This is a genomic window from Wolbachia endosymbiont of Nasonia oneida (genome assembly GCF_009012935.1).
In the GTDB taxonomy this organism is placed as follows: domain Bacteria; phylum Pseudomonadota; class Alphaproteobacteria; order Rickettsiales; family Anaplasmataceae; genus Wolbachia; species Wolbachia pipientis.
In genome coordinates this window covers 1-4437 of record NZ_QESS01000033.1, presented here as the reverse complement: position 1 = coordinate 4437, position 4437 = coordinate 1, and the positions used below count along the sequence as shown (strand labels likewise).

Genomic DNA, 4437 nt, shown 5'->3' with positions numbered 1-4437 from the left:
TTGCCACACAGAAGGATGAAAAAGAGTCCCTTAATTAAGGAAAAAAAAGGTAGAAAATCGGGAGCTAGCAAGCAAAAGAGTAGTAGTTGAGAATGTAATTGGTCTGTTAAAAAGATTCAAAATTATTGCAGACAGATACCGCAATCGGAGAAAACGTTTTGGCTTGAGATTCAATTTTATAGCAGGAATTCACAATTTTGAGCTGTCTATATGAGTTTCGAAAGAGGTCTACTCTAATAAAACCATCATCTGTCTTCTTGGCAACTACTGTACCAAGTTTAATATTTTGACCTTTCGCTACAGTTATTTGGTCTCTTGAATATAGACTTGATACCTCATACTTTAATAAGTCACCTAGATTATTTTGTTCGATTATACAACTCATAAATTTCTCTCTTTAACTGCTTACCGTCGCTTTTATCAATGCTATATACGGCGGTTATAAAAATACTTTAACTCCTACGACTTCTTGCTACCTGTATCATTAAATCTTCTCCTGAATTCTGTGGTATTGCACTCAGTATTTCTGTCTTCTTCGTTCGCTCTGCTAGCAGTTCCATTAAAACTTCCCTGGCTTGCTCAACACTTACGCTTTGCTCAATAAATTCTCCTATCTTTTCTGGCATCTTTGATATATTACATAATCTTATTATCTCTAAAATTTCTCTACGACAGTTCTCGTAGCCTTCCTCAGTTAACTCATTAGTTGTCATACTAACACTCCTACTTTTATGATTATTGATAAATTCAAAAAATGTTGTAACTCCATCTGCAAGACCTATTTCTATTGCTTTCTCACCAAAATATAGCCCTGCCTCTGTTGATCGAATCTTTTCAATTGAAAGACCTCTGTTCCTTGCTATCAGTTGCACAAACATTTCATATAGTCGGTCTACTTCTTTTTGTAAGCTTCCTAGACTTTCAGACGTCATTGGCTCATGCGGGTTTAAATCATTCTTTCGACTACCAGCAAAGATTGTGGTGTACTTAATACCTTGCTTTTCATCAAACCTACTTTGATCTATGTGACTTGCTATTACTCCAATACTTCCTACTCCTGAAGTTCTACTCACAAATACCTTTTCAGCGCTAGAGGCTATAGCGTACGCAGCAGAATATGCATCATCATTTGCTATCGCTATTATCCTCTTTTTTGCTCTTGATTCATAAATAAAATCAGCTAGGTCAAAGACACCGTTTACTTCCCCTCCTGGACTGTCTATGTCAAGTAGAATCGTCTCTATGCTTTTATCTTCTAAAGCGCTCTCTATCTCTTCATGAATATTTTCATACGAAGTCATATCTAAAATATGATCAAAAGCTTCTGTTTTTTTTGTCAAAACTCCATAAATACGTATTATTGCTATTCCTTTTGGGTTTATATGAAAATGCTTTAAGTTCTTAAAGATAGGTTGTTTGCTATTATATAATGATAATAGTTCAAAGCTTCTTCTCTCTAGCATTACTGGTTTATTTATCCACACTACTTCCTCCCCTTTTATGGTTAACGTCAGAATCGAAACAAAGTCCAAAAGAATTAGCACGCTTTTGATCTTCTGCTATTTCTTGGTCAATTTCTTCTACATCGTAACCCATTTCTGATACTACTTCCGATCGACTCTTAAATCCATTCCTTACCGCCATTTGCTGTGCTTGCTGATCTTTCAGTGGATCCACCCAATCAAATCCCTGTGGTATCCATTTCACTTCTTTAAATATTTGATTATCTGTTGTAGAAAGCTCTCCAGATAAAGTGGCAAGTTCTAGCCATCTACTCCATACTGGTCTGCAAAATTGGAATACCATAATGTTATGTTGCAGCATAGCGCATCTACGACGAAACTCTATTAATCCTGCTCTGATTGATGAATAATTAACACCGGTTAAATCTCCTGTTAGTTGTTCGTATGTTATCCCTGTGCCTATTGCTATTGCCCTCAGTTGCTGTCTCATGAATGCTTCATAGCTTCCTCCTACGTCTGATGGTTCTGAAAATTTTATGTCCTCACCTGGATCTAAAAGCTGCATTGTTCCAGGTTCCAGGCCAGATAGTGCTACTCCTTGCTCATTCGCTTCACCTTCTCCTAAAATATTTGCTTCAGGATCAAGTCTCGTAATAAATCCCGCAAACATTGCTGCAGTTTTCTTTCTCACCAGCTCTGCATCATCATATTGATCAAGCTCATAAAGTTTCAGAAGTATACTCGAAAGCCATGGCTCCCCTCTGATTTGCCCAGGTCTTAATGGTCTATAGATATGTAAAACATCATTTGCTGGTACTCTTACTGATTCTCCAAACGAACCTTCTCCTGGATGCTCTCTAAATAAGTAATATGCCTCTCTTTGCCCAAGTCTATTGAACTCAATCCCGTTTCTTATTACATTACCATTGGCTAGTGTTTGATTGCTCTTATTGTCTAAATGCTCTGATTCCAATACTTGAAGTTGCAATGGTACAGAAAATCCATCCTCTAGCTTTCTCGTTCTTAAACGTATAAAACATTCTCCTCCCTCTATCATACTTCTGCATACTAGAGCTTGTAATCCATAAAAATCACTTACTCCACTACTGTCTGCTTCATCTGTCCATTTTAGCCATAATTCTTGTACTTTCTTTCGAAATTCTCCATCTCTTGCTTTTGATTGTGGTTTTATTCCTGTTCCAATAGAGTTACTCACTATTGTATCAATGATATTTGCTGCATATGGATTTTTTCTCACCATATCACGTGATCTACTACGTAAAGTTTCAAGGCTTTGAGAGAGTAAGCTATTTATATTACTTTTCTCCGGTTGCCAATACACTACTCTTCTTCCTGATCCTGCAGCATCCCATGCAGAGCTTTTTATCTTTGGTTTGTTAAATAATTGCTTGAATGATTTTAATAACATTTTGCCTCTTTAATTATGCAGCAAGTTGTTGCACAATTTGACATTGAAAAATTATAGCAAGTTGCTAGAGAATTTGTTTAACAGATTGTATGTAGAGAGTCATTACTCTGGACTACGTTTATAAATTTCTTTTCGATGTCCTATTGCTGCAATCTTGACCATGTGCTCTGAGTTATCTATTAAGTATATGACTCGATAATCGCCAACACGCAACCTAAAGTAGCCTACCCATTTATGCGATAAAGCCTCACCTACTTTATCAGGAATAATTGTGAGACGTTTTTCTATAGCTTTTTGCACCCTTAACCGTATTGTTTTCGGGAGAGAAGGAAGATCTTCGGTATCTACACCTTCTAAATAACCAATTTGGTAAATTATTCCCACTTGATATCTTCATGCCTAATTATTTTTGCTCCAGGAACATTACGTTTAGCAGCAAGTTCAAGTAGAGCTATTTCTCCTTCATCCATTTCGTCACCTTCAGATAGTTTACTTACTTCAAGTTCTTCTTCTACTAGATCTTTTACAATCTCTTCTATAGGTCTATTTTGAACTTTCGCCATTTCTATAAGGTAATGAGCAAACTCCCCCTCAAAATTTACATTAACATTAATCCTTCCTTGATTTTGATCCATATTATTCACTGCAAGATATCAACTTCGAATTCTAACACTTTTACATAATTTTGTCAATCCCTTTACTCGTTGAAAAGACAATTTTCCTCTTTGGCTTCACACCTGCAACTTTCAGTTCAGCTTTAATACGTTGTCTTAAGCTTAGCAAATCATTTATCTGAACTTCAGCATATCTCACAACATGGTCACCATATGCAATTGAGACAACTCGTTCTCCGCTTTGCAGCTTCTTTATCGCTTCTTCAATTTGAACTAAATACTCTTCGTTATACATTTTTCAACCACTTACTCTGTCTCACTTTTTTAGGTTTTTTACTTTCCATTTTTCCACTCAAACTATTCCATTTACTCTCTGGCCAACGATCGATTCCAAGCGCAATAGATGCAGCTCTTGCATAAATCCTACAGTCTAATACTTCATTTCTTTCTCTTACCTTTTGCCACTCTTGTTTGGTATAACCTTTTACTACTTTGCTGACTAATTGCTCTGCCGTTAGCTGCTTAAAATATTCAGGTGCATACTCGGGAAAATGACAGTATCCTGCTGGAGCTTCTTCACCGTCCTTTAAAACATTAAGTAATTGAAAAAGTTCTGACTTTAATATCGATACTCCAACTGGCCATAGCTTTATTCCTCTTTTCAGCTTTTGACCACCAACTGTTATATCTACTCTACTTGGGCTGCTAAGTGGCACTAGGGCTTTATTTACACCTTTGACTGCCATTACTCTTCCCGATCCTTGATGACCTCTCACCCAATTGTATACTTCCTGCGTTGCATAACCTGCATCAACTGCCATCATGCTTATCATGTATTCAAGACCATTTTCACCGATAAAATGATGATTGAGGAGCTCCGAAAGCTTCACTGCCATTAAGTTAAGGAAGGAATGGTAAAAAACGAACCAGA

The 4437-nt window shown here is 36.7% G+C and carries 6 protein-coding genes and 2 pseudogenes; 1 reads left to right on the top strand and 7 read right to left on the bottom strand.

Annotated features, from left to right (window positions below):
- Positions 1–214, top strand: a pseudogene (locus DEF52_RS05845) (transposase family protein); the annotation flags it as partial.
- A 15-nt stretch (positions 215–229) separates the two neighbouring features.
- Here the strand turns inward: DEF52_RS05845 and DEF52_RS05840 are convergent.
- The 7 genes and pseudogenes from DEF52_RS05840 to DEF52_RS05810 form a co-directional block, all read right to left on the bottom strand.
- Positions 230–385, bottom strand: a pseudogene (locus tag DEF52_RS05840) (head decoration protein); the annotation flags it as partial.
- Between the two features lie 67 nt (positions 386–452).
- Positions 453–1463: a S49 family peptidase gene (locus tag DEF52_RS05835; protein ID WP_179951372.1), complete on the bottom strand. Its 1011-nt coding sequence runs from the start codon at positions 1461–1463 to the stop codon at positions 453–455.
- Positions 1464–1470: 7 nt separating this feature from the next.
- The gene (locus DEF52_RS05830) at positions 1471–2892 is read right to left on the bottom strand and encodes a phage portal protein (protein ID WP_151808118.1); all 1422 of its coding nucleotides are present in this window, start codon (positions 2890–2892) and stop codon (positions 1471–1473) included.
- A 102-nt stretch (positions 2893–2994) separates the two neighbouring features.
- Positions 2995–3276 carry a type II toxin-antitoxin system RelE family toxin gene (locus tag DEF52_RS05825; RefSeq protein ID WP_010962706.1) on the bottom strand — a complete coding sequence of 94 codons (282 nt, stop codon included), beginning with the start codon at positions 3274–3276 and terminating at the stop codon, positions 2995–2997.
- Positions 3267–3527 (bottom strand): hypothetical protein, encoded by a 261-nt coding sequence (locus DEF52_RS05820; RefSeq protein ID WP_077188256.1) that lies wholly within the window; start codon positions 3525–3527, stop codon positions 3267–3269. Before DEF52_RS05820 ends, DEF52_RS05825 begins: the two co-directional genes overlap by 10 nt.
- A 40-nt stretch (positions 3528–3567) precedes the next feature.
- Positions 3568–3801 (bottom strand): gpW family head-tail joining protein, encoded by a 234-nt coding sequence (locus DEF52_RS05815; protein ID WP_151808117.1) that lies wholly within the window; start codon positions 3799–3801, stop codon positions 3568–3570.
- On the bottom strand, positions 3794–4437 hold a 644-nt coding region (locus DEF52_RS05810; protein ID WP_179951371.1), incomplete at its 5' end, for a terminase gpA endonuclease subunit. The genes DEF52_RS05810 and DEF52_RS05815, both read right to left, overlap by 8 nt.

Coding starts and splice junctions, on each gene's coding strand:
- DEF52_RS05835 (WP_179951372.1), bottom strand. CDS start 1,463: ATGCTAGAGAGAAGAAGCTTTGAACTATTATCATTATATAATAGCAAA.
- DEF52_RS05830 (WP_151808118.1), bottom strand. CDS start 2,892: ATGTTATTAAAATCATTCAAGCAATTATTTAACAAACCAAAGATAAAA.
- DEF52_RS05820 (WP_077188256.1), bottom strand. CDS start 3,527: ATGGATCAAAATCAAGGAAGGATTAATGTTAATGTAAATTTTGAGGGG.
- DEF52_RS05815 (WP_151808117.1), bottom strand. CDS start 3,801: ATGTATAACGAAGAGTATTTAGTTCAAATTGAAGAAGCGATAAAGAAG.